Below are 20,698 nucleotides of genomic sequence, written 5' to 3'. Positions count from 1 at the left end.
AAATACGGCCAACGACTTAAGGTCATAATCTACATAAACAAGGTATTAAATATGTTTTCAATCGGTGACGTAGTAGTAGCTACTAAAGGTATCGATCTAGGTGAAATGATTGTTACAGGTCTAAGCAGCGGCGGTTTTTACGTGCGCGTTAAAGCTGGTGAAGCAACTCTAACTTACCCAGCTAAAGATGTTAAGAAAGCATAATTTAATTTGCTGACTTGCAAAAAAGGTAGCTCACGAGCTGCCTTTTTTTGTGCCTATTTTCTGGAATAGTTCCTAATTCATCCCTCTAAAATCTATACCAATTCTATTCTCTCAAAGCAGCTGTACGACCATTCTTACGATATATCTTAGCTTTCCTAGCCTTAATAATTCTTACATACCCTCACACATAGCTACGCTAGGATTCGAAAAATGACAAGTTTTATATGAATGCACTTAAGTCAGAAATGTGGTAGTCATCAAAGATGGCATAACTTTGGCTATGAGTTTATTCTTCCTTCATGCTTATTCTAGTTAGGCAAATGCCAGCAACGAAATTGAAGAGTGCCGATGGGTAGATTCTTCAAACGTGGATGACATCGCGATCAGCACGATTTTCCGCAATGATGTTTTCCCGAAGTTGGTTGAGCAAGGGCTAGTGAAATAACCCCAAATCACGAACAGAATAAAAACGCCCGCAATGCGAATGTATTGTGGGCGTTTTGCTTTTTGAATCTTTTTCTACAATTCATGTTGACCTGTCTATAACTCTACAGTTTAAGATGCTTTCATCAGCGCTGAGGAAAATTACATGTATCGGATATCGGAACTGGCAGAGATGCTGGGTTTGTCTCGCACTACATTGCTCTATTACGAGAAGATTGAGCTCATCAAAGGACAGCGGTTAAGCAATGGCTACCGCGCTTATAGTGATGCGGATCTACAACGCTTGCGTTTGATTCAGCAATTGCAGAGTGGCGGACTGACGCTCAAGGAGTGTAAAGCCTGTTTGGAAGCCAAAGTAGATCGCCAGTTGATGTTGGAAAGGCTTAAGCAGCTCGATGAAGAGATTGAGCAAAAGCAGAAATCGCGCCAGCTGTTGGCGGCACTGCTTGGCGAAACACCGTTAACCGATTGGCATGAATCGTTGGATGAAGTCGCGCCGGATGCGCACTTGAAATGGTTGATGACGCAAGGTTTTAGCGAGAAAGAAGCCCTTCACTTACGTTGGTTATCAAAAGATATGAATACTCACGACGACTACATGGCGGACTTCTTCCGCGTATATGAAGCCTTGGAGTTTTGGGGGCCAGGTTCAGAGCAAGATACATTGAAAGCACTGAGCCTAATACCAACTCAACCTGATGAAATACTGGAAATCGGCTGCGGGCAGGGCATTGCGACTCGTACTTTGGCAAAACACGCACATGTTACCGCGGTCGATAACGACGAGCCGTCTTTGAAGCGTTTGCAAGGCAAAGCTCAAGCTCTTGGCTTAAGTGACAATATCACCACGGTGTGTGCCAGCATGACTGAACTGCCGTTTGCAGAAGGCTCGACCAAATTGATTTGGGCAGAAGGCAGTGCGTACATCATGGGCGTGGAGAATGCATTCAAAGCATGGCGTCCATTGCTTAGAGACGACGGTATCTTAGTGATGAGTGACTTGGTTTGGAATACAAACACACCAAACGAAGATACGGTGGCATTCTGGCAAAAAGAGTACCCAGATATGGGCAACGTCGAGAAGCGCATAGCGCAGGCGAAAGCTGCAGGCTACCGAGTGTTAGAGACGTTCCCAATTAGCCAACAGGCATGGGATAACTACTACATTCCGTTAGATGAACGTGTGCAAAGCTTGAAAACTGAAATGCCAACATCGCAAGCATTACAAGATGTACAAGTTGAATTAGATATCGTTAAACATCGCGGTAGTGAAGTAGCGTATCAGATGTATATCTTACAAAAAGATTGATAGAAAAATGAACGAATCATTAAATCAAAATACTCAAAAAACAAACTACACATTTTCTCAATACGAGAGCGGCTTGAGCAGCGAGATGATCGCTTTGTTTACTCGAACGTTTTCTGACTCGGAAGGCGAAGCAGAAGGCAAAACCATTGGTGCACTGGTCGGCGATTTGTTAGCTACAACGTCAGAGCAAGAACTGAAAGGCTTTGTTGCGAAACAAGGTGAACGCTTGATCGCAGGCGTGTTGTTTACACGGCTACGCTTTGAGAATGGTGAAGTGGGTTACTTATTGTCTCCAATGGCAACACTAACAGAGTGCCAAGGTAAAGGCGTAGGGCAAGCTTTGATTAACTTTGGTCTTGAACACTTGAAGCAACAAGGCATCAAGTTGGTGTTTACCTGCGGCGATCCTAATTTCTACTCGCGCGTTGGTTTCCAACAAGTGACGGAAGCGCAGTTCAAAGCGCCTCATACTTTGAGTTTTCCACACGGTTGGTTGGCACAATCACTGACAGGTGAGTTGACCCCAATCCAAGGCACATCCTCTTGCGTGCAAGGTTTGGATAGCCCTGCTTACTGGTAAAATTACACGCAATAAAAACGGAGCCCAAAAAGCCCCGTTTTAAATCTTGAAGTTAGCATTTTAGTATTAAATAGTATTGTACTCGTCCAACACTAATTGGCTGATTTGAGCTATGACTTGGTCGCGGGCCTGCAGCGATAAATCGGTCTCAGTGATGTAGATGCTGATGTAAACCGGCTTGTGGTTTTCTTTCCAGATCATGGCAGTGATACCGCGAGATCCAAACCCGCCAGCACCAGAACGATCGGCAATCGACCACCCTTTTGGCAGCACAGACCGCATTAAGGAATCAGAAACTTTATTGTCTTGCATCCAGATCTTTAATTGAATGCGAGATTCGTATGACAACGCGTCACCTTCTAATAACGTGTGCAAGGTGTTTACCATGGCGTTAGGTGTTGTGGTGTCTTGCTTGTCGCCCGGCTTCGCCTCATTTAATCTTGGTTCAAAACGGTCAAGACGCGTTGCTTTATCACCGATAGAACGCAAGAACATGGTCACGCCTCGTGGGCCGCCAACGCTTCGCAATACAATGTTTGCAGCCGTATTGTCACTCATTAGCATTGCCGCTTCACACGCGTGCTCAATACGTGTGGTTTGGCCGACCATACGGTCCATTACTGGTGACCATACGACCATATTACGCTCTTCTACTGTTGCGATTGCATTCTTATCGAGTTTTTCACTGTCCATGTCTTTTAGCATGGTCGCACAGGCAAGGGTTTTGAAGGTGCTCATCATTGGAAAGCGTTCATCGCCACGGTAATCCCAAATCTCATCTGTTTCTGTATCCCAAACAGAAATTCCAATGCGACCCCCGATATGTTGCTCAATGGCGGCTAGATCCTCATTTAATTGGGCAGCGTAAGTCGCGCTAGAAAAGGCCAGTAATCCAAATAACAGCAATAGCTTTTTCATTATCGATTTCTTAGTGTTATTTAATCAGGTTCGCACTTTGCGAGAAGTTGGAGCACTATAACGAGTGAATGCTCTAATCACTGTTAGATTTTCGTCTTTTTTCTGTAGGAATCTTTGCATATGCCAAGCTTTACCTGCTTTTACGTTTATTGGCGTTGCTTTACATGTGGATAGCTAAAGTAAAGTTGTCAATTAACCGAGTAACCAATCATGAAAATAGTCCGCAATATTATTTGGGCAATGATCGCTGTGATGTCCTTATTATGGTTTGTAATGGAGTCACAGCTTTTCTCTTCAACCAATGTGTTTGAATGGCGTTCTGCCATGATCCAATACTCAGGTATTTTGTCGCTGATGATGATGTCGATGGCCATGGTGTTGGCGATGCGCTTGCCTGTAGTTGAAAACTGGCTGCATGGTATGGATAAAGCCTATCGAATTCATAAATGGTTGGGGATCGCTGGCGCTAGTCTCGGTGTCGTGCATTGGCTTTGGTATAAAGTACCTAAATGGTTGGTTGAGGCTGGGGTACTAGAAAAGCCAGCAAAGCACCACAATGCTTTGGGCATCAACAACTTTTCCAACATAGAAGCGTGGTTTCATAGCATAAAGGATCTAGGAAAAAGCTTCGGTGAAATTGGTTTTTACCTGCTGCTGATTTTGGTAGTGATTTCTTTATGGGGAGTGGTGAAGTATAAGCCATTTCGACTCTCTCATCGCTTGATGTCGGTCGTCTACTTGCTAGTCGCAGTGCATTCCGTCTTATTGATAAAACGTGCTTACTGGGGAGAGCCTGTCTTCTACCTCACAGTCGCTTTTGTCATTGTTGGATCAATTGCCGCTCTTTACAGTTTGTTTGGCTTTGTTGGCCGTCGTAACCAACATCTCGCGACCGTGACTGCCACTCATTACTTCCCACAAGCGGGAGTGATGGAACTGGTGCTGAAGCCAGATGTTTCTTGGCACGGTCACAACGCGGGGCAATTTGCTTACTTGCGTTTCGGAAATGAGGACCCGCATCCCTTTACTATTGTATCCGGCAGTGAAGATGGTGAACTACGATTCTTGATCAAAGAGTTGGGGGATTTTACCACTGGCTTGCATGAACGAGTGACGGTGGGTGAGAGTGTAAGAGTTGAAGGGCCATATGGTCGCTTGACGTTTGATCTCTCCAAGCCACAAGTGTGGATTGCTGGTGGCGTAGGTGTTGCGTCTTTCTTCTCGGCATTAGATGCCCTAAAAAAACAACCACGTCGTGGCAATATTCACCTGTTTTACTGCGTTCGAGGTATTGATGAGCAGCTGACGGATAAACTGTGGCACCTAGTGCATGAAGCAGGAGTGAAGTTTAGTGTGATAGATACACAGCACTCTCCTCGTTTAAATGCTGAACGTATTGCGAAACAGTGTGGTGATTTGAACCAGTATGAAATGTATTTTTGTGGGCCAGAAGTGTTTTCAAAAACACTGAAAAAAGAGTTAGCTGCACATCAATTTAATGTTGATAAAAGTTATCACGAAGAGCTATTTATTATGCGTTAAGTGTCAAGAATAGGTTAGCTCAGTGATGAGTTTATTAAGCCTCAATTTCGATAGTCAGAAATGGTTAGGGTAGTTAGGTAATCCAAACCGAGAGAGTAAAGATGATTATCACATCAAAACGCATTCTAGCGCTAACGACATTGGCAACTCTAGCAGCTTCTGGTCAAGTACTGGCTGAAGGGCGCAATAATTCGATTGAGGCAGGTGCAACATTTGTTGGTGGCAACGAAATGTTCGCTCTAGGCTACAGCCGTGACCTAGGCAACAACATTGTGACTGGCGGTGGCGTCTTTTTTGGTGACAATGCCGTCGATATGTCAGAAAGCAATGACCAAGACGCATGGGGGATGTATGCGAATGTTGGTTACTGTTTCGAAATCGCTGAATTCGATATTATTCCAAAGATCGGCCTGAACTACTTCAACGCTGATGTAGACATCAAGAGCGGCGAGCACTCTAGCGAGAGCATGAACATCGATAATATTTATGCCTCAATAGGCGGTACAGTTAACTGGCGTATGGTTGGCCTAACGGTAGACTACGGGAAGATCAATGATTCGGCAATTAACCCTATGACCAATAAAAAGTTCGAAGAAGACGTAGTGAGAGCAACGCTGAGCTTCAACTTCTAACGTCTGACATTCCCCTTATTTCACTGCTTTATAATTCTGCTTGTTTTGCCGCCTTTTACGGGCGGCCTTTTGTTTCTCTGAGCCAGACTGTGACCGCGATTATGGTTACAACCCCGTCAAAATCTCTGATAAATGCTTTTCTAACTTCATCATCGTTGGGTGCTGGTAATAACCCCGATGAAACTGCAGACCGATATCGAAGGACATTTGCACGTTGTTTTGTATCAGCGGGATTTTTTTTATGTTTTTCGGTAAGGCTGAATCAGGTAGCGACAAGCAAATTAGCACATAGTCAGTCTTCGTCAGCCAATCTAGCGCAGCATGAACTGACGGTACGGTTAAGCGTCTTGATAGTGTGAAGCCAAGTTGACGTTTTATTCTGTTATAGTAGGGCGTATCGTCTAGTCCTCCCATGGATACTCTCACTAGCTTTTCTCCTTGCAGCTGTTGTATGTCAATGATTTCCCGCTGCGACAAGGCGTTGTTTGTCGAGGTGTAGAGGAATAACCCCAGCTCGCCTATCTTTCGTTCTACCACGCGTTCATTCATTACTGATGGATAGCCAGAAATGCCAACAGCAAGTGACCCCGCTTTAGGGAATTCGATGCCTTCTAGGTTCCAATCAACCATCGAGAAATCTGCGATATTGCCGCGTTGATTGAGAAGTTCAAGTAATGGAGTAGTGAGGATAGCGCTGAGTGGATTTGGCATAAAAAAGCGAAACTCTTTTGGCTGAGTTGCTGATTCTAGAACATTGACTTGAGTCTGGGCCGATTCGAGCTGTTCTAGTGGTTCGTCAATAATATGCATTAACTGACTACAAAATAGCGTGGGATGATAAAGCCCTTTGGTTGCGATAAATAACTCATTACCAAACTGCTCCCGACAATCTGCTAGCTGTCGGTTAAATGTTGCACGGCTGATGTTGAGTGTGTGGCACACCTTAGGTAACGACTTCTGTTCGAAGATCAAGTTTAAAAAGCGGTAAAGATTTAGGTCTATCGAGTGTTTCACAACGTGCCTTAGATTATAAATTTTTGTCGTTAGGTACGACATTGTGTGGCGTTCAAAGGTTCAAATTTGAGCTTCTTAACCTTCAAAAATGCGCATGGAATCCACGTAATCTGATAGTGATAAATTAATGTATTCACTACCCGGAGGTGTCATGCTTAAAGAAGTGTTTGGCTTATTCATTTTGGTGCTCTTAAGTAGTGATCCTGTATTTGCAGAAGAGAGCGACCCCTTTGTGGCGGGGGGAGTGACATTTATGGACGACCATGAGGTTTTAAGCATCGAGATTGGAGCAGAAGTGTTACCAAACTTAAATTGGTCGATTGGTTTTAATGTGCCTTTTGATAGTGGAGAGGAAGAACATGTTGGAACTCATTGGGCTGAGAAGCAAGTGTGGGGGCTACACACCGCTTTGGGGTATGAAGTTCGGTTGAGTAGTGCTTTTGCGATCACCCCTCGTATTGGCTTGAACTACAACAATGTCGAGATTGAGTATTTCGAGGAAGAGACAGGTGAATATGTGGACTCATTCAACCAGAACAGCTTTACGCCAACAGTAGGTATTAAAGTCGATATTGCCAAGGTCGGATTAATTGTTGAGGGGTACAAAATAGATGAAGATCTGAGCTTTTCAGAAGAAGAGGAAACCGCAATTCGCGTGATGGCGGCTTATAACTTCTGAGTTTCCCCCTCACTGTTATTGAGTCAAATAGAAAAAAGGAGCTGAACTGTCAGCTCCTTTGTCTATTTAGATATTTATTTACAGTTCAATCTTTTTAACCATTCCCGCTTCTGCGTGTCCTGGAATGTTACAAGCGAACTCGACCTTGTTGTCTCCGTGGAAGTGCCACAGTAATTGCTTGGCTTTACCCGGCTCCACCGTGACTGCGTTGCCTGAATCGTGCATGTGGTCGCCGCTCATGTTCTTCATCATTTCGCGGTGTTCTAGCTGTTCTTTCGCAGAGCCGATAGTGAATTCATGATTGATTTTACCTGTGTTCATTACCACAAACTGTACGACGTCATTTGGCTCAATCTTAACGTCTTTCTTGAACTTGATTGTCATGTCGTCACCCAAGATAACGTGTACGACTTTGTCTGGTTTTGCGCCTTTTGCTGGCATACCTACCGCAGACATACCCGGCATACCCATCATGTTAGAGTGGTCCATTTTACTGTGGTCCATCTTCATGTCGCCGTGGTCCATGTTTTCATGCTTCATATTGCTATGATCCATATTGCCGTGGTCCATGTTTGAATGATCCATTTGTGCAAAAGCGGTCGTTGTTGTAAGAGCTAGAGCCAGAGTGATTAGTGTCTTTTTCATCTTTTAAGTCCTTGTTTTAATTCATTAATAATTTGGTTGCTTCCCCTCAAAATCGAGGGTTTGAGGGGAAGGTAGGGTTTAAGCGTTGTTGTTTACATCACTAGCTTGTGTGCTAGCTTGGTGATTAGTCGCATTGCTTTGGCGCAACTCACGTTGTTTCCACAGCTTGAAGATGGCTGGCAGTACTAATAGCGTCAGTAGCAGTGCTGATGCCATACCTCCAATCATTGGCGCGGCGATACGTTGCATTACTTCCGATCCGGTCCCTTCGCCGTACATGATTGGGATTAGGCCAATAATGACCGTCAGTACCGTCATCATTACTGGGCGAACACGCAGGCCTGCACCTTCACGAATGGCATCGGTTAGGTCTTTCGCCTCAAGCTTCTGTTGGCTCTCTTCCGCATCTAGCTTCTTGTAGTGCCAAGCTTGGTTGAGATACACGAGCATGATGACCCCAATTTCAACCGCGACACCGGCTAGGGCAATAAAGCCGACCCCTACGGCAATCGAGAAGTTGTAGTTGAGGATATGCATCAGCCACAAACCACCGACCATCGCGAGCGGCAGGGTAAGCATGATGATCATCACTTCGCCAACGCGACGGAAGCTGAAGTAAAGCAGCAGCATAATGATGGCGATGGTGATTGGTACCACTACGCTCAAGCGGTCTTTTGCACGCTCCATGTATTCGTATTGACCAGACCAAGCCAGCGAGTAACCCGCAGGAAGTTCCAATTGATCAGTAACAACCTGTTGCGCTTCTACGACGTAAGAGCCAAGGTCACGACCATCGATATCGACAAATACCCAGCCGTTCGGGCGAGCGTTTTCTGTCTTAATCATTGGAGGACCGTCTTCGTAACGAATGTCTGCTACGTCAGCCAGTGCGATACGAGCGCCATTTGGAGTCACTAACGGTAGGTTTTGCAGTTTTACCACCGAGTCACGGTAGTCTTGTGGGTAACGAACGTTGATCGGGTAACGTTCCAAGCCTTCGATGGTTTCACCCACATTCATGCCACCCACTGCGGTGGAGACAACTTGCTGAACGTCTTTAATGCTCAAGCCGTAACGAGCCGCCGCACGACGCTTAATGTCGATTGTGACATAGCGACCACCTGCCACACGCTCTGCGTAAACCGATGCTGTACCCTGAACGCCATTAAGAATTGGTTCCAACTGAGAACCGATCTTCTCAATCACTTTCAGATCAGGACCCGCGATCTTAATGCCGATTGGGGTTTTGATGCCCGTTGCTAGCATATCGATACGCGTTTTGATTGGCATTACCCAAGCGTTAGTCAATCCAGGGAACTGAACCAGATCATCGAACTCCTTGCGTAGTGATTCTGTCGTTACCCCTTCACGCCATTGATCGCGGGGCTTCAACTGAATCACGGTTTCAATCATAGTTAGAGGTGCAGGGTCGGTCGCGGTTTCTGCACGACCAATTTTGCCCCATACCGTCTGTACTTCTGGGACGGTTTTGATCAGCTTATTGGTTTGCTGTAGCAGCTCACGCGCCTTACCGATCGAGATACCCGGATAGGTTGTTGGCATGTACATCAAGTCGCCTTCATCCAGCGGTGGGATGAACTCGCTGCCTAGCTTGCTGGTTGGGTAGTATGCCGATGCCATAAGACCTAAGGCGATAACGATCATGGTCTTAGGGTATTTTAAGCTGGTGTTCAACAGCGGGCGGTACAACGCGACCAAGCCACGGTTGATTGGGTTCTTGTGCTCAGGTAGTACTTTACCACGAATGAAGTAGCCCATAAGTACAGGAACAAGCGTGATAGCCAAACCAGCGGCCGCAGCCATGGCGTAAGTTTTAGTAAACGCAAGCGGCGAGAACATCTTGCCTTCTTGACCTTCCAAGGCGAACACAGGCACGAAGCTTAGAGTAATGATCAGCAATGAGAAGAACAGCGGAGCGCCGACTTCTTCGGCCGCCTTACTGATGACTTGCCATCGGTTTTTATCGGTCAGTGGCGTTCGTTCAATGTGCTTGTGAACGTTTTCGATCATAACGATTGCACCATCCACCATGGCGCCAATGGCAATCGCGATACCACCAAGGGACATAATGTTGGCATTAATGCCTTGCCAATGCATCACGATAAACGCAGTAAGAATACCGACAGGTAAGCTCAGAGCGATAACCAATGAAGAGCGAATATGGAATAGGAACAACGCACACACAATTGCGACGACGATGAACTCTTCTGCAAGCTTCTTCCATAGGTTTTCTACCGCTGCGTCAATCAGAGTCGAACGGTCGTAAGTCGCAACGATTTCAACACCTTCTGGCAGACCTCGTTGTAGCTCAGAAAGCTTATCTTTCACTTTTTCAATGACTTCACTTGCGTTCTCACCAAAGCGCATCACGATAACACCACCGACGGCTTCACCTTCGCCATTCAACTCTGAGATACCACGACGCATTTGTGGACCAAGGTTAATGTCTGCGATGTCGCCTAGTAGTAGCGGAGTGCCTTTTTCAGTCACTTTCAGAGGCAGTGATTTGGTGTCTTCAATGCTGGTTAGGTAACCTGTGGTACGAACCATATGCTCAGCTTCGGCCACTTCAATAACGGACGCACCGGTTTCTTGGTTGCCGTTTTGGATCGCCATGTTAACTTGCTGAAGCGTGAGGTTGTACGCACGCAGCTTGGCAGGATCAATCTGCACTTGATACTGCTTCACCATACCGCCCACGGTCGCGACTTCAGATACGCCTTCAACCGTCTGCAGTTCGTACTTCAAGAACCAGTCTTGTAGACTACGAAGCTCAGCTAAATCGTGCTTACCAGTTTTATCTTGGAGAACGTAGCTGTAAACCCAGCCCACACCCGTTGCATCAGGGCCTAAGGTCGGTTTGGCGCTAGGTGGAAGCTTTGGTGCTACTTGGCTTAGGTACTCCAACACGCGTGAACGTGCCCAGTACATGTCGGTATCATCGTTGAAAATGATATAAACATACGAATCGCCAAAGAAAGAGTAACCACGAACTGTTTCTGCTCCCGGAACGGCAAGCATTGCGGTTGTGAGTGGGTAAGTAACTTGATCCTCGACGACCTGAGGGGCTTGACCTGGGTAGCTCGTCTTGATGATCACTTGAACATCAGAAAGATCCGGAATCGCATCAACAGGCGTATTCTTTACACTGTAAAGTCCGCCTAATACAAGGGCTAAGGTCGCGATCAACACTAAAAAGCGGTTGTTGAGTGACCAACGAATAATTGCACTGATCATAATTATCCCTCAACTGCCTCTAGCTGTTTAAGAACGTAGTCAGATCCTTGTTTTTCAACTAGAAAGCGAACTTTTTGTCCTTCTTCAAAGCCAGATAAATCCACTTCGTCACCGACCGAGAAGTTCATCTCGCCTGCCTCCCAGCTCCATTCAGCAACTGGCAGGTGATTTAAAGTGATCATGCCAAAATCTGCCATTAGCATAGTGATGTCACCTGTTAACCAGACTTCTGTTGCAATGATGCTGTTATCCGCTTTGTAATCAATGATTTGGTACTGACCAGATTCTGTCTTTTGCATTTCAAATTCAATGGCTTGACCTTTTTTCAAGTCGCCCATCTCAACGCTATCAGCAAAAGTGAAGTTCATTACCATACCCGGCCAATCCCATTCTGGTACAGGTTGGTGGTTGATAGTCAGCATGCGGTGATCTTTCATCACATCTGTGATTTCACCTTTTGCCCACGCTGTTTCTGCCGCAGGCTCTACGCCGTTGATGCGAGACAGATCCGCAGATTGGCTTGATTCAGAATCGAGCATGAAGTGTGATGAGGTGACAATCTTGTCGTCTTGCTTAAGACCTTGTAATACCTCGATTTGTTCACCCGCTTCACGGCCGACTTCAATTCGAGCTGAGCGATATTTGCCGTCACCTTCTGCCAGAACCACGCGAGTCATGCCACCAGAACGAATAACGGATGATTTAGGAATGGTTAATACCGCGTCTTCAGTAACAGGCTGCAACGCGATGTTGGCAAACATGTTTGGCTTTAATGCGCCATTTTGGTTAGGAAATTTAAGGCGCACACGCAACGTACGTGTTTTCGGATCGAGGATTGGGTACACGTAATCCACCACGCCTTGCCACTCATTGCCCGGAATCGCATCTAGAGTCATCGTGGCTTGAGAGCCAGCTTTCATCCAGTGTGCTTGGCGCTCGAAGACTTCCGCATCAACCCAAACATTGTCCAGCGGACCAGCACTAATCACCGCTTGTGCAGGGGACAGGTAGCCACCTTCACGGACGTTTAGGCTTGCAATGACACCGTCAGCCGGTGCTTTAATTTCAATGGTTTGAGAGGCTTTTCCGCTGCGTGTGATGGATTTGATTTGACCACGGTCTACACCAAGCGTCACCAAGCGCTCTGTTGCACCTTTCACTAAACCATTGCGACCAGTGCGGTAAGCATTCAGCAATTCTTCTTGTGCCTTAACCAACTCTGGTGAATACAGGGTGAAAAGCACATCGCCTTTCTTCACTTTTTCACCAACGGCATTGATGTAGAGTTTCTCAACCCAACCGGCAACACGCACGTTGGTTTGCCACAATAGGCTTTCATCGAAGGCGATATAGCCGACGGTCTCAATGCGCGGAGATAATTTTTCCAGCGTTACTTTCGCGGTTTTTACACCTAGGTTATTTTCTACTGACGGATCAATCGTAACTGTCCCTGGTTTATTTTGTTCACCAGATAAGTCTTCAGCGTAAACAGGGATCAAGTCCATCCCCATCGGAGATTTGCCCGGTTTGTCGCGTTTGTAGTTTGGATCCATTGGAGCAACCCAGTAGAGAGGGTCGTTGGAACTGGTAGCCGATTCGCCACCCATTGCACTCATGTCATGAGTTGAACCCGCAAGAAAATGATTAGCACCAAACCCTAAAGCTCCACCAACAATCAGTGCGATGGTTGCTACTTGTAATGTTTTCATTTTTATACCTTATTTTCCCGTTTTTATTTGACGCTACAGTGTTTTCGATTGCTCTTGTTTGCATATCGCTGCAGCCCCAATCGCTTTGGGGAATTACAAATTAATATGCCGAGATAGAGCGAGCTTCAGGGGAAGCTACTTGATAGTCGAAGCCGCCGAGTAGGGTGGCTAAATTGCTGTTTGCGATGTTGAGATCGGTCAACAGACGTTGTTGCTCTAGCTGTAATGCCAACTCATCAGTCGTGGCAGAAATCACATCGTTAAACTGTGCGGTGTTGTTTTGGTAACCTCGCTCCACGGCATGAATGCGCGCTTTTGCTTGAGGTAATAAGGTGGATTGATAACGTTCTAGACGCTGGGTTAGGTTGCCGCGATCAACCAACAAAGTATTCACTTTGGCGTTCATTTGCGTCAATAAGGTGTCTTTTTGTGATTGTGCAGCGCCAACTTGGTACTGAGCAGCGGCAAGATTGCGATCTTGACGGTCACCAGTGAACAAAGGAATGTCCATGGTGAGATAAGCGCTGACCAAGTCTGACGCTGGCTCGCCCTTCATATTGTTGGCTTGACGATAAGCGTACATCACCTCGACACCAAACTGAGGGTTGTAGGCTTGCTCAGCAATTTCGACCTGAGTTTTATTGGTAGAAATACTCACATCTGCCATTTTAACCATTGGGTGCTGGCTGAGTTGTTGGTAGTGCTTAGTAGAATCAATACTGGACGCAAGTTTGTTATTGAGTGTGTCCCAGTTCAGTTGATTACTTGCATGCAGAGCCTGCTCGTTCGCTAACCAGTCTGAACCCAACCATTCGGATAGTTGAGAGGTAAGGCGTCGCTGCATTTGCGCATTGGCTTGCAGTTTCTCGTCCAGCTTACTTACTTGGAGTTGCGCGTTGAGTAGATCTTGCGCTTCACTCTTGCCAATCGAGTAGTTGGTTTGAATAAAGCTTTCCATTTCCTTCATCAACTTACGGTTTTCTCGCAAGATTTGCTCAGCTTGTTGCTGATAGCCAAGCTCTAGCCAAAGTTGAGTCATGCTGTTGGCCACCTCAAGTTCACGAGCGTGAACTTGAAGCCCAAGGCCGTTGGCTTGTTGATTGGCTTTCTTCTGCTGTAAATCAAGCGTAGAGCCACGTTCGAACTGCTGCATCAACCCAACAGAGATGTTGGTCATTGGATCTTCATCGAACTTGAAGCTGTCGACAGGTAAACCACCGAAACCCACTTTCAGTTTCGGGTCCATTAAGGTTGAACTTGCGACACCCGTTTCACGCATGGCTGCAGATTGCGCTGAATATTGCTTGCGGTTGCCATCGTTACTCAAGGCAACATTAATCAGTTGCGCGAGTTTATCCGTGGAGGTACGCATCTCTGGTGTAGACAGGTTAGCTGCTTTGGTTTCTTTGCTTGGTATTGTGGCATTCACTACAGCAGGTGCAAAAACCAAGGCTAGGGAGCATACTGATGCTAATTGATTGTATGGTTTGAATTCCATAATCTAAATCCAGTGTTCGCCGGATCGATGGAGGACGGATTTGGGCTATCGCTAGAACAATAAATCAGTCTTATCGCCATCGCTCTGGCGCATTAAAACAACCTACGAGATACTCGCAGGGTCGAATGCTTGACTGATTTAAACTATAGGCGGTCTATACAAATCTTGGCTGACGTGTACGACTGGGGAAATCTTTTCAGGGGAAATTGCTGCGCGATAAACTATTTGCGATGTGTAATTTACAGGAATAGGAAGAGGGACAAAAACAATCGTACATGCCGCAGTGCAGCAAGTATGAGCCATACCTGAGCCACTTCCGCAGTCCATATTGTTTTCGGCCACATCACCATCTTCAGTCATGGCAATGTTCATCATATCGGGCATGCCACAGTGTTCACTGTCGCTTTTCATCATAGATTGACCATGATTCATCATGCCTTTTGACATCATTTGCATGTTCATCAAAGGCTCACTATTCGCTACGCTCGATACCAAGAGTACCAGCATAGTAAAGAGAGTTAACCAAATTGTATGCATTGATTTTAGGTGCATACTAATTCCTATCGACTTGATGAAAATGATGAAAACCTTGACATTCTAAAGGTTAACCTAAGGGGAAGGTCAATGTTTTATTTGTGTTCATTTTAAAATAGTTCAACCAACAACTTTTCGCACAATCGAGGGAGTAAAACGTTTGTTGAGTTCTCACTCGTGATACTTCATGACAGAAGCTCATGCTTTTTATGACACGAAAAAAATGTGGTTTATAAGTTTTGTATCACACCACCTTGTCTAACAAATGTTTATCCTTATAGAATGCATGGCTTTATTTTGGCAGATGTGGATTTGCTTTGCTGCGGAGGTTGTATGATAGAAATTGTCATCGATGGAAAATATAGAATTGTAGAAGAGGGGCTGACCCTTTTAGAAGCAGCAAAAGTGTGTGGGGTCGAAATCCCATCACTGTGCGGAATGAACAAAAGCGATGAAAAAGTACCGTGTGATTTGTGTGTTGTCGAAGTTGAAAGTGGCAGCACGAAACGCGCGTGTGAACTAGAAGTTTACCGTGGTCTAAACGTGGTGACTCAATCAGAGCAATTAAGCGAGCACCGTAGAAAAGCGTTGAATCGCATCATGACCGATCATTACGCCGACTGTGAAGCGCCATGTAAAACAGCATGTCCAGCGGGCGTGGATATTCAATCGTACCTTTATCACATCGCACAAAACGATCATCAAAAAGCGATTGAAGTGATTAAACGTACACTGCCTATGCCGCTATCGATTGGCCGTGTGTGCCCGGCATTTTGTGAGAGCGAATGTCGCCGCTCTTTAGTCGACGAGCCTATCGCTATTCGTCAGCTTAAACGTCACGCCGCGGATGCGGATTTGTCAGCGCATGAAGCCTACGTTCCTGAAAAGAAACCAAGCAAAGGCTTGAATATTGCGGTTGTCGGTAGTGGCCCAGGTGGTTTGACAGCAGGCTATTATCTGTCGAATGAAGGCTATGACGTTACTGTATTTGAATCCATGCCAAAAGCGGGCGGTTGGCTTCGTTATGGCATTCCTGAATACCGCCTACCAAAAGACATTCTCGATAAAGAAGTTGAATTAATGTGCCGCAATGGCATGCAGGTTCGTACCAATCAAAAGCTGGGTGTGGATTTCACGCTCTCTCAATTGAGTGAAGAGTACGATGCGGTTTGTTTAGCGGTCGGTGCTTCTCAAGCGGTGGAAATGCATTACGCAGGTAGCGACCTTGAAGGCTGCTACCTAGGTGTGGATTACCTCAAAGATTATGTGACGGAGCAAAACTACGTCACAGGTCAGAAAGTTGCGGTTATCGGCGGCGGTAATACGGCGATTGACTGTGCTCGTACTGCACGTCGAGCTGGTGCAGACACCACATTGATTTACCGTCGTACTCGTGACGAAATGCCAGCGGAAGACTACGAAATTGTCGAAGCGGAACACGAAGGGGTTAAATTCCACTTCTTGACCAATCCTGCGGAAAACCTTGCCGATGAAAACGGACGCGTGAATGCGATTCGTCTAGAGCGCATGGCGTTGGGTGAGCCAGATGCATCTGGTCGTCGAAGTCCAAAACCAACCGGTGAGTTCTTTACCGAAGAATTCGACACTGTGATTGCGGCAGTCTCGCAAAAGCCTGATTTGAGCTTCCTCGAAGGCGAAGATTTGTCGATTCCGCTAACGCGTTGGAACACCTCCGATGCAGATGAAAAGACCATGCACACAGGCACGGGCAACATCTTCAGTATTGGTGATTTCCGCCGTGGTCCAGCAACGGCCGTTGAAGCCGTGGGTGATGGTCGCATTGCGGCAAAAGCCATTGATCTATTTTTGAATGGCGATATGGCAGATATGCCAAAGGTGGCGTTCAACTCGCGCAAAGAGAAGAAACTCTCTCAAGTCGATCCACTTCACTTCGAGAACATCCAGAAAGTTGCTCGCTCTATCATGCCTGAACTGACTCCAGCACAACGCGAGCAAAGTTTCGCTGAAGTGGAGTTGGGCTTTGATAACGAAGAAGCGATGAAGGAAGCTGCACGCTGTCTAGAGTGTGGCTGTCAGGCAAATACCGATTGTGCGCTGCGTGATTACTCCACCGAATATGAAGCTGAGCAAAGCTTTGATTTCTCCTTGCAGATCAAATCGCATCAAGATTGGTTAGATCTTCGTGCGAAAGACTTGCGTCATAAGTACGAAGTTGACCGCAGTTCTGAGTTTATTGAGTTTGATGCTAACCGCTGTATTAGCTGTGGTCAGTGCATCCAAGCGTGCCGCGACAAAGCTGTGCACGGTGTACTGAACTTTGTGTGCGATAAACAAGGTCGTCCGGCATTACGTCCTGACGATCGTCCACACTTTGGTTCGAATAAGAATGGTTTAACTCTGATGGGCGATTCGAACTGCGTGCAATGTGGCGCGTGCGTTCAAGTGTGTCCAACGGGCGCGATGGTCGATAGTCGTGACCGTTCGCAAGGTCGTATCGAAGATCTGAAAGCGGTCGACACCATTTGTACATACTGTGGTGTGGGTTGTAAGTTGACCATGTTTGTGGACGAGACAACCAATACGATTCGCTACGTGAAAGGCGGAGACTCACCGGTGAACCAAGGCATGCTGTGCGTGAAAGGTCGCTTTGGTTTTGATTTCATTGGCAGTGAAGAGCGTCTTACCACGCCATTGATCCGCAAAGACGGTTGGTTGCAGCCTGCAAGCTGGGAAGAGGCGATTCAACTGATTGCGAGCAAGTTCTCTGGCATCAAGCAAGATTTTGGCAGCAACGCATTGGCCGGTTTCTCTTCAGCGAAAACCACCAACGAAGACAACTACGCATTCCAAAAATTTGTCCGTCGTGAACTGGGCACCAATAACGTCGATCACTGTGCGCGCTTGTGTCACGCATCGAGTGTAACGGGTCTTGAGGCGTCACTGGGTAGTGGTGCAATGACCAACGACATTCCAAGCATTAAGCACTCGGATGTGATCTTTATTATCGGCTCAGATACTACATCGGCGCACCCGATCATCGCTTCACACATCAAACAGGCGATTCGTCACCACGGAGCACGTTTGATTGTGGCTGACCCGAAACGTGTCGATATGGCAGAGCATGCTGAGCTTTACATGGCGCACCGTCCGGGTACGGATGTGATGCTCCTAAACGGTGTCATGCAGCAGATCATCAAGAACGGTTGGTACGATCAAGAATACATCGAAGAGCGTGTCGACGGCTTTGATACCTTGCTGCAAGAAGTGATGTCGCCAGCTTACAATCTCGATAAAGTGGAACTGGTCACAGGCGTTAAAGCCGAAGATATTCAAGCAATGGCGCGCATGATCGGTACGGCAGATCGTACGGCGGTGTACTACTCGATGGGTATTACTCAGCACACGACAGGTCATGACAACGTACGTTCTATCGCTAACCTGCAATTGCTGTGTGGCAACATCGGGATTGAAGGTGGCGGTATTAACCCACTGCGTGGTCAATCAAACGTTCAAGGCGCGTGTGATATGGGTGCATTGCCAAACAGCTACCCAGGCTATCAAAAGGTTTACAACCCAATTGTGCGTCAGAAGTTTGCGATTGAATGGAATGCACCAAACCTGTCTTCTGAACAAGGCTTAACCCTGACAGAAATCATCGATGCGGCTTGCCATCGTGACGTTCGCGGTCTTTACATCATGGGGGAAAACCCAGTGTTGAGTGATCCGAACCAAGCACACGTCATTGAAGGTTTGGAAGCGCTCGATTTCTTGGTGGTTCAAGACATCTTCCTAACTGAAACTGCGCAATACGCGGATGTGGTTCTGCCTTCATGCTCTTTTGCTGAGAAAGCGGGTCACTTCACCAATACTGAGCGTCGTGTTCAGCGTGTTAATCCGGTTGTAACGGCTCCGGGCGAAGCGAAAGAAGACTGGTGGATTATCCAAGAGATCGCTAATGCGATGGGCAGTGATTGGGACTACCATTGCGTGTCTGATATCACTAACGAAATCACACGTGTGACGCCTCAGTACGCGGGTCTTCGTTGGGATGCAATCACACCAAACGGTGTGCAATGGCCGAGCAACAAGAACAACCCTGCGGGTACTCGTATCATGCACCAAACCCAGTTTACTCGTGGTAAAGGGCAAATGGTGGGGGTTCCGTTCCGTTATGCAGCTGAGTTGCCGGATGAAGAGTTCCCGCTTGTGTTAACCACGGGTCGTGTGCTTGAGCAGTTCCACACGGGTACCATGACGCGCAAAACCAAAGGGTTGGATAACCTTGCGGGTCCACGTGCTATGGTGAGTGTGGAAGACGCCGAAGCGCTAGGAATCAGTAATGGTCAGCGTTTGAAGGTGTCTACGCGTCGCGGCAGTATCGAGATTGATGCCTTTGTGACTAAGCGTATTCAAAAAGGTGTGGTGTTCATTCCATTCCACTTTGTTGAGTCGCCTGTGAACCGCCTAACGACAACCGCGACTGACCCGCATGCGAAGATCCCTGAGTTCAAGGTCGCTGCGGTTAAAGTGGAAGTGAGCGAAAAAGCGTTGCACGGAGAGCCAGCAACGGAAGCGGTTCATACCATTTAAGTTTATCAGTTGCGTAATGACAGCGACGCACTGGCGAGTTAGCAAACTACATATAAGCTTATGATATGTAATCGCTAAACGAGCAGTGCGTGTGCTAAGAGTCATTAAATGGATTGTGCTGTTTTTACCCGCTTCAATTTGGCTGGTGGTAAGGCAATACCATGATATCTGGTGGGCGGAGAATCTAACCTCGATTCCCGCCCTCATTTTATTCGTCTGTTTCTGTCTCGCTCTCGTGCTTTTGGCTTGTCGTCGTTGGGCGAAGGCACTTACTGCAATCGCGATCAGCGGTGCTTTTGTTCCGTTCCTGTTACCGACCCAAATCAATATCAGCAAGGCTTGTGAACACCCGCTGACGATTGTTCAATTCAATTTGTTCTACGAAAATCCGGACATCAACCAGTTCATTAACTATTTGCTTAGACATCCTGCTGATCTGGTAGTGATGCAAGAACTCTCGCCACAAGTAGGACAGAAACTTCACCTTCTCGATGATGTTTATCCTTTCTATTATGGCGGGCAGCGTGGTGTCGGTTATCCCTCTAATCAAATGATTCTCAGCCGTTACCCTCTAGAAGATGTGTCGATTTACCATACCCCAGATGGGCAAGAGGTGATTCGCGCTGTATGGCAAGTGGATGAGCCTATAACCTTAATGACGGCACATCCTCCTTCCCCAAGAACTGAGCCGTTATGGCAACGCAGAAATGCACTGATTCGAACCATAGAAACCCTTACTGACTTGTACCCAACACCGGAAATGATTGTGATTGGGGACTTCAACCTTTCAGCCACAAGCCCAAGGTTTAGCAAGCTGTTCTCTCGTTTCCAATCCCGACCGGTCGCCAGTTGGCCAACGTCGATAAAAGGAGTATCAGTCCCATCCTTTGCCATGATTGGGATTGATCACCTTTGGCTTAAATCAGAAAAAACGGACAGACAAATCTGTACTCGCCTATCGACAAGTCAACCAAATGGTTCTGATCACCGCTTGGTCACCACGGTGATAGGTAACGTTCTGAATTAATTCCTGTTTCATTCTCAAGACTGTGAGGGAAATCAGCTCAATGCTGACAAAAGCGGTCTTTACTTTATACACCATGCCCCTTTCTTTTGGGAACGGGATTCCATAACTACAGCAGTATTAAACTGGCGATATA

At 46.6% G+C, this 20,698-nt stretch carries 15 protein-coding genes and 1 pseudogene; 9 read left to right on the top strand and 7 right to left on the bottom strand.

Annotated elements, in window-relative coordinates:
- Positions 1-51 precede the first annotated feature (51 nt).
- The 4 genes and pseudogenes from ACTS60_RS18315 (at position 52) to ACTS60_RS18300 (ending at position 2,537) form a co-directional block, all read left to right on the top strand.
- On the top strand, positions 52-204 hold the full coding sequence (locus ACTS60_RS18315) for a hypothetical protein (RefSeq protein ID WP_440889404.1): 153 nt from the start codon (positions 52-54) through the stop codon (positions 202-204).
- 259 nt (positions 205-463) lie between these two features.
- Positions 464-649, top strand: a pseudogene (locus tag ACTS60_RS18310) (NUDIX hydrolase); the annotation flags it as partial.
- Between the two features lie 144 nt (positions 650-793).
- On the top strand, positions 794-1,957 hold the full coding sequence (locus ACTS60_RS18305) for a MerR family transcriptional regulator (RefSeq protein ID WP_440889403.1): 1,164 nt from the start codon (positions 794-796) through the stop codon (positions 1,955-1,957).
- Between the two features lie 7 nt (positions 1,958-1,964).
- Entirely contained in the window at positions 1,965-2,537 is a 573-nt protein-coding gene (locus ACTS60_RS18300) for a GNAT family N-acetyltransferase (RefSeq protein ID WP_440889402.1), read from the top strand.
- A gap of 66 nt (positions 2,538-2,603) precedes the next feature.
- On the opposite strand, the gene blaCARB is transcribed toward ACTS60_RS18300, so the two are convergent.
- Positions 2,604-3,455 carry a CARB/PSE/RTG family carbenicillin-hydrolyzing class A beta-lactamase gene (gene blaCARB, locus ACTS60_RS18295; protein WP_440889401.1) on the bottom strand — a complete coding sequence of 284 codons (852 nt, stop codon included), beginning with the start codon at positions 3,453-3,455 and terminating at the stop codon, positions 2,604-2,606.
- Positions 3,456-3,665: 210 nt separating this feature from the next.
- Here blaCARB and ACTS60_RS18290 point away from each other — a divergent pair, with 210 nt between their 5' ends.
- Both ACTS60_RS18290 and ACTS60_RS18285 read left to right on the top strand, forming a co-directional pair.
- Complete coding sequence (locus ACTS60_RS18290; RefSeq protein ID WP_440889400.1) at positions 3,666-4,997, top strand: ferredoxin reductase family protein; 1,332 nt, start codon at positions 3,666-3,668, stop codon at positions 4,995-4,997.
- 101 nt (positions 4,998-5,098) lie between these two features.
- Positions 5,099-5,629, top strand: coding sequence for a hypothetical protein (locus ACTS60_RS18285; RefSeq protein WP_440889399.1), 531 nt, complete (start codon positions 5,099-5,101; stop codon positions 5,627-5,629).
- Positions 5,630-5,734: 105 nt separating this feature from the next.
- Here ACTS60_RS18285 and ACTS60_RS18280 read toward each other — a convergent pair whose 3' ends face one another.
- Positions 5,735-6,643 carry a LysR substrate-binding domain-containing protein gene (locus tag ACTS60_RS18280; RefSeq protein ID WP_440889398.1) on the bottom strand — a complete coding sequence of 303 codons (909 nt, stop codon included), beginning with the start codon at positions 6,641-6,643 and terminating at the stop codon, positions 5,735-5,737.
- A gap of 151 nt (positions 6,644-6,794) precedes the next feature.
- Here ACTS60_RS18280 and ACTS60_RS18275 point away from each other — a divergent pair, with 151 nt between their 5' ends.
- On the top strand, positions 6,795-7,322 hold the full coding sequence (locus ACTS60_RS18275) for an autotransporter domain-containing protein (protein WP_440889397.1): 528 nt from the start codon (positions 6,795-6,797) through the stop codon (positions 7,320-7,322).
- Between the two features lie 78 nt (positions 7,323-7,400).
- On the opposite strand, the gene copI is transcribed toward ACTS60_RS18275, so the two are convergent.
- The 5 genes from copI to ACTS60_RS18250 form a co-directional block, all read right to left on the bottom strand.
- A complete protein-coding gene (gene copI, locus ACTS60_RS18270) occupies positions 7,401-7,967 on the bottom strand; it encodes a copper-resistant cuproprotein CopI (RefSeq protein ID WP_440889396.1) in 567 nt (188 codons plus the stop codon).
- Between the two features lie 78 nt (positions 7,968-8,045).
- Positions 8,046-11,225 (bottom strand): efflux RND transporter permease subunit, encoded by a 3,180-nt coding sequence (locus ACTS60_RS18265; protein ID WP_440889395.1) that lies wholly within the window; start codon positions 11,223-11,225, stop codon positions 8,046-8,048.
- Positions 11,226-11,227: 2 nt separating this feature from the next.
- The gene (locus ACTS60_RS18260) at positions 11,228-12,934 is read right to left on the bottom strand and encodes an efflux RND transporter periplasmic adaptor subunit (RefSeq protein ID WP_440889394.1); all 1,707 of its coding nucleotides are present in this window, start codon (positions 12,932-12,934) and stop codon (positions 11,228-11,230) included.
- A 100-nt stretch (positions 12,935-13,034) separates the two neighbouring features.
- A complete protein-coding gene (locus ACTS60_RS18255; protein ID WP_440889393.1) occupies positions 13,035-14,432 on the bottom strand; it encodes a TolC family protein in 1,398 nt (465 codons plus the stop codon).
- Between the two features lie 138 nt (positions 14,433-14,570).
- Positions 14,571-14,984 (bottom strand): hypothetical protein, encoded by a 414-nt coding sequence (locus ACTS60_RS18250; RefSeq protein ID WP_440889392.1) that lies wholly within the window; start codon positions 14,982-14,984, stop codon positions 14,571-14,573.
- A 315-nt stretch (positions 14,985-15,299) separates the two neighbouring features.
- Here ACTS60_RS18250 and fdhF point away from each other — a divergent pair, with 315 nt between their 5' ends.
- The gene (fdhF, locus tag ACTS60_RS18245) at positions 15,300-19,538 is read left to right on the top strand and encodes a formate dehydrogenase subunit alpha (protein WP_440889391.1); all 4,239 of its coding nucleotides are present in this window, start codon (positions 15,300-15,302) and stop codon (positions 19,536-19,538) included.
- A 91-nt stretch (positions 19,539-19,629) separates the two neighbouring features.
- Complete coding sequence (locus ACTS60_RS18240) at positions 19,630-20,565, top strand: endonuclease/exonuclease/phosphatase family protein (protein WP_440889390.1); 936 nt, start codon at positions 19,630-19,632, stop codon at positions 20,563-20,565.
- Positions 20,566-20,698 lie beyond the last annotated feature (133 nt).

The organism is Vibrio sp. WZ-1, assembly GCF_052037695.1.
Classification (GTDB): Bacteria; Pseudomonadota; Gammaproteobacteria; order Enterobacterales; family Vibrionaceae; genus Vibrio.
Note: the sequence above shows the minus strand (reverse complement) of the source record. Positions and strands in the feature narration are given on the sequence as shown.

Bases quoted from the DNA above. Each gene is read 5' to 3' on its own strand.
- ACTS60_RS18315 (WP_440889404.1), top strand. From the start codon at position 52: ATGTTTTCAATCGGTGACGTAGTAGTAGCTACTAAAGGTATCGATCTA.
- ACTS60_RS18305 (WP_440889403.1), top strand. From the start codon at position 794: ATGTATCGGATATCGGAACTGGCAGAGATGCTGGGTTTGTCTCGCACT.
- ACTS60_RS18300 (WP_440889402.1), top strand. From the start codon at position 1,965: ATGAACGAATCATTAAATCAAAATACTCAAAAAACAAACTACACATTT.
- blaCARB (WP_440889401.1), bottom strand. From the start codon at position 3,455: ATGAAAAAGCTATTGCTGTTATTTGGATTACTGGCCTTTTCTAGCGCG.
- ACTS60_RS18290 (WP_440889400.1), top strand. From the start codon at position 3,666: ATGAAAATAGTCCGCAATATTATTTGGGCAATGATCGCTGTGATGTCC.
- ACTS60_RS18285 (WP_440889399.1), top strand. From the start codon at position 5,099: ATGATTATCACATCAAAACGCATTCTAGCGCTAACGACATTGGCAACT.
- ACTS60_RS18275 (WP_440889397.1), top strand. From the start codon at position 6,795: ATGCTTAAAGAAGTGTTTGGCTTATTCATTTTGGTGCTCTTAAGTAGT.
- copI (WP_440889396.1), bottom strand. From the start codon at position 7,967: ATGAAAAAGACACTAATCACTCTGGCTCTAGCTCTTACAACAACGACC.
- ACTS60_RS18265 (WP_440889395.1), bottom strand. From the start codon at position 11,225: ATGATCAGTGCAATTATTCGTTGGTCACTCAACAACCGCTTTTTAGTG.
- ACTS60_RS18260 (WP_440889394.1), bottom strand. From the start codon at position 12,934: ATGAAAACATTACAAGTAGCAACCATCGCACTGATTGTTGGTGGAGCT.
- ACTS60_RS18255 (WP_440889393.1), bottom strand. From the start codon at position 14,432: ATGGAATTCAAACCATACAATCAATTAGCATCAGTATGCTCCCTAGCC.
- ACTS60_RS18250 (WP_440889392.1), bottom strand. From the start codon at position 14,984: ATGCACCTAAAATCAATGCATACAATTTGGTTAACTCTCTTTACTATG.
- fdhF (WP_440889391.1), top strand. From the start codon at position 15,300: ATGATAGAAATTGTCATCGATGGAAAATATAGAATTGTAGAAGAGGGG.